Source organism: Clostridiales bacterium, assembly GCA_012512255.1.
Lineage (GTDB): Bacteria > Bacillota > Clostridia > Christensenellales > DUVY01 > DUVY01.
In genome coordinates this window covers 1-3,866 of the sequence record JAAZDJ010000060.1, presented here as the reverse complement: position 1 = coordinate 3,866, position 3,866 = coordinate 1, and the positions used below count along the sequence as shown (strand labels likewise).

The 3,866-nt window shown below is 38.3% G+C and carries 4 protein-coding genes; all 4 read left to right on the top strand.

Annotated features, from left to right (window positions below):
• Window positions 1–77: 77 nt before the first annotated feature.
• From GX756_03225 to GX756_03210, 4 genes are read left to right on the top strand one after another with little or no spacing between them, the layout of a single operon-like run.
• Window positions 78–524: a hypothetical protein gene (locus GX756_03225; GenBank protein ID NLC16871.1), complete on the top strand. Its 447-nt coding sequence runs from the start codon at window positions 78–80 to the stop codon at window positions 522–524.
• Between the two features lie 59 nt (window positions 525–583).
• Window positions 584–1,492 carry a sugar ABC transporter permease gene (locus tag GX756_03220; protein ID NLC16870.1) on the top strand — a complete coding sequence of 303 codons (909 nt, stop codon included), beginning with the start codon at window positions 584–586 and terminating at the stop codon, window positions 1,490–1,492.
• Window positions 1,493–1,503: 11 nt separating this feature from the next.
• A complete protein-coding gene (locus GX756_03215; protein NLC16869.1) occupies window positions 1,504–2,430 on the top strand; it encodes a carbohydrate ABC transporter permease in 927 nt (308 codons plus the stop codon).
• A gap of 42 nt (window positions 2,431–2,472) precedes the next feature.
• On the top strand, window positions 2,473–3,756 hold the full coding sequence (locus GX756_03210; protein NLC16868.1) for an extracellular solute-binding protein: 1,284 nt from the start codon (window positions 2,473–2,475) through the stop codon (window positions 3,754–3,756).
• Window positions 3,757–3,866: the final 110 nt, after the last annotated feature.

The window sequence follows — 3,866 nt, the reverse complement described above, 5'->3', positions numbered from 1 at the left end:
GAATATAAATGTTAGCGAGCGCTAAGACTCAATTTGGGTCTAAAACTCAGACAAAAGATGTTTTTCTTAGGGTATGTTTGTGGATTGTTAGGGTTTTGATTATTATAAGTTGCGCTGTTATTTTTTTCCCGGCTTTTAATCCTGCCCGAATTTCTAACAGAATTAACAAATCCTTATCCTTGTTCTCGACAGGAATTTCTTATGACGATTTGACCAAAAGATTTTTGAGAGGCTTTGATAACGGTTGGCTAAGCGAAGGGACGATTATCCTTCTCATGATTTCAAGTATTATAATAATTATAGGCGTCGCCTTAGCGGGCGCCGGCGGGTGTATGTCTTTGGGCAATACCCGTATGAAAAAATTTGGTTTTTGGTTTCCTATAGCCGGGTCTTTGACTATGTTTTTGGGGCTTGGCGGTATCTTGCTCTCTTATAATATGTTGCTAAAAAGCCCTAGAGTTGATTTTGTGGAGCCTTTGTTTCCCAAAAACAATTATATTTTTTTGCGGCTTTATCGGCTTTAATTTTGATTTTTTCGGTTGTTATAAAAGCGCTTTTAAGCAAAAAAGAAAGCGAAGATAGGATGAAAATTCAAGAGAAATATTCTCTTTTTCTATATTTTTTGCCTATAATATTTTTTACCTTTGTGTTTTCATACTTGCCTTTGTGGGGCTGGAGATATTCCTTTTATTATTATAGACCAGGCGAAGATCTGACAGAATTTGTAGGGTTTAAATGGTTTAAATTTTTTGTGCAAAACAGCGCATATCAAAAAGAATTGCTATTAGTTTTAAGAAACACCTTGATAATGAGCGGACTAGGCATTGCCACAAGCTGGCTGCCCATATTGTTCGCTATTTTCCTTAACGAAATCAAACAGGTGCGATTCAAAAAAGTTGTTCAGACATTTACTACCATTCCTAATTTTATTAGCTGGGTTTTGGTTTACGCGGTAGCCTTTGCTATGTTTAATAAAGACGGTTTTATCAACGAGCTTATAAGAATATTTGGAGGACATTCTGACACTAACTATCTTATGAGTTCCAAAGGCACTTGGTTAAAGATGTTGCTGTGGGGCATTTGGAAAGGCATAGGCTGGAGCGCCATTATTTATATAGCGGGTATTTCTAGCATTGACCAGCAGTTGTATGAGTCGGCTATGATTGACGGCGCGGGCAGATTTCAAAGAATGTGGTATATAACCGTGCCTGGTTTGTTGCCCACTTATAGCGTTTTGTTATTGCTTTCCATCGCCGGAATTTTGAGCAATGGAATGGAGCAGTATTTGGTGTTTTCTAACCCCCTAAACCAAGACAAAATTCAGGTGCTTGACTTGTATGTATATAATCTAGTTTTTGGCAGGGACGCCGGATATGGAAACGTTCCTATATCTACTGTCGTCAGTATGTCAAAATCCATTATCAGCGTAATCTTGTTGTTTATTGCTAACTCGCTTTCTAAGGTGTTCCGAGACGGCGAAAGTATTATCTAGGAGAATGGTTTATGATAGATAGCAAAGTTTTAGCCAAAAAGAAAAAGAAAAAAGGCATATATAGAGAAACCGCAAAAGATAAGATTTTTAATGTATTTAATATTACTTTCTTTGCATTGTTTACCTTTCTTTGCGTGTTTCCTTTTTATTACATATTTATAAACACCATATCGGATAACGAATTGGTCCAAAGGGGCTTGATTACCTTTATACCGCGAGGCTTGCATTTGAATAACTATATAGTGCTAAAAAATCTCTCGGATTTTGGAAAGTCAATCTGGGTAACGGTGTCAAGAGCTATAATAGGAACAGCCTTAATGGTGGTTGTGTCCGCTTTCGCTGGATATTTGGCGACAAGACAAAAGATGTGGGGTAGAAGTTTTTGGTATAGATTTATCGTTATTACGATGTATTTTAACGCGGGGCTAATACCTTGGTATCTGACTATGCTAAACTTAGGTTTGACAGAAAATTATTTGGGGTATATTCTTCCCGGTATTGTGCAGCCGTTTAATATTATTTTGGCGAAGACATATATAGAGTCAATACCCAAAGAAATAGAAGAAAGCGCGATTATAGAAGGCGCGGGCACTTTAAAAATTTTTACTAAAATTATTTGGCCGTTGAGCATACCTATTTTGGCAACCATCGCGGTTTTTGGCGCGGTGGGGCATTGGAACTCTTTTCAGGATTCGCTTGTGTTGATGGCGGGCAGACCCGAGTTATACACCTTGCAGCATAGACTGTATGTGTATCTGACCAAAACTTCGGACCTTAGAACAGTTATGGAAGGAAACATTATATCAAGATATTCAATTAACGAAAGAATTGTAAAATACACCATATCAATGGTTTCTATAATCCCGATTATGCTCGTTTATCCGTTTATGCAGCGATATTTTGTAAAAGGCATAATGTTGGGCGCTGTAAAAGGATAAATATAAAAGACAATTTTAAAAAATATATAGGAGGAAATGATTGTGAAACCGAGCAAAAAAATTTTTTCAATTATAATCGCGGTTTTGCTATGCTTTGCTGTCGTTTTGGGCAGCGGCGGGTGTAAGAAGAAAAAATTAATTCGGTTAGAGGTTTATTCCCAGCTTGCCAATTACTCGGGCAAACAAGTCGGAATGATGGCCGCGGCTTTGGAAGATAAGTTTGGAGTGGAGATGGTAATAATAAAAGACGACGAGGGTATTTATGAAACGCGAATGGAAAGCGGCTTTTTGGGCGATATTGTGGTTTGGGGAAGCAATGGCTCGGAATATAAAAACGCTATAAAAAACGGCTTGCTTTTTGATTGGGAAGAAGAAGATTTGTTAAAAAATTACGGTCCTTATATTTTGGAACATATGAGCCAAGCCTTGGAAGCTAATAGAGAAATAAACGAAAACGGCAAGATTTATGGTATTGGTCATAACATCGCGCCTTCAGCCGATGACCACGAAAACTTCTTTTATACTTGGGACATAAGATGGGATTTATACAATGAATTGGGCAGACCTGAAATAAATGATTTGAACGATTATTATAACCTTTTGGTAGAAATGAAAAATATATGCCCCAAAGACGATGTTGGCAAAGATACTTACGCTGTTTCTTTATGGCCTGACTGGGACGGAAATATGGTTATGTATGTAAAGGCGTTCGCTACGGCTTATTATGGCTATGACGAGCACGGAATAGGCTTATATGACCCTAACACAGGCAGATTCTATGGCGCGTTGGAACAAGGCGGTCCTTATCTTGAATCTTTGAAATTCTTTAACAGGTTATACAGGGCGGGGTTGCTTGACCCTAACTCAATGACTCAAACTTATGATAATATGAGCGAAAAAGTTACCAACGGAGGAACATTCTTCTCAATATTTAATTATTCGGGTTCTTACGCGTTTAACTCGGATGACAATATCGCTAATAACAGAATGATGCTGGCTTTGGTTCCTAATGAGGCTAATGTTATTGCTTATGGTATGAACCCGTTTGGCGGCAATAGAATTTGGTCCATAGGCGCCGATACCCGCTATCCTGAATTATGTATGAAAATAATTAATTGGTTATGCACGCCCGAAGGCTCTATGTATAACTTTAACGGTCTTCAAGGACTAATTTGGGATTATGATAAAGACGGCAATACATATTTTACCGAATTTGGAAGAAAACGCACTAACGACCCCACAACGCTTCTTAACGGCAAAATATGGAAATCTCCTTGGTCGGGCAAGACTTATGAGCTAAGCTCCAACTTTAATGACGGCAAATAGCAAATCAACAACACCACTTGGGCAAGAGACGTTGTCAATCCCGATTCTAACGGAGAAACATATAACTATAAGAGCTGGAAATTAGAACGCGGCGAGCCAAGATGCGATGT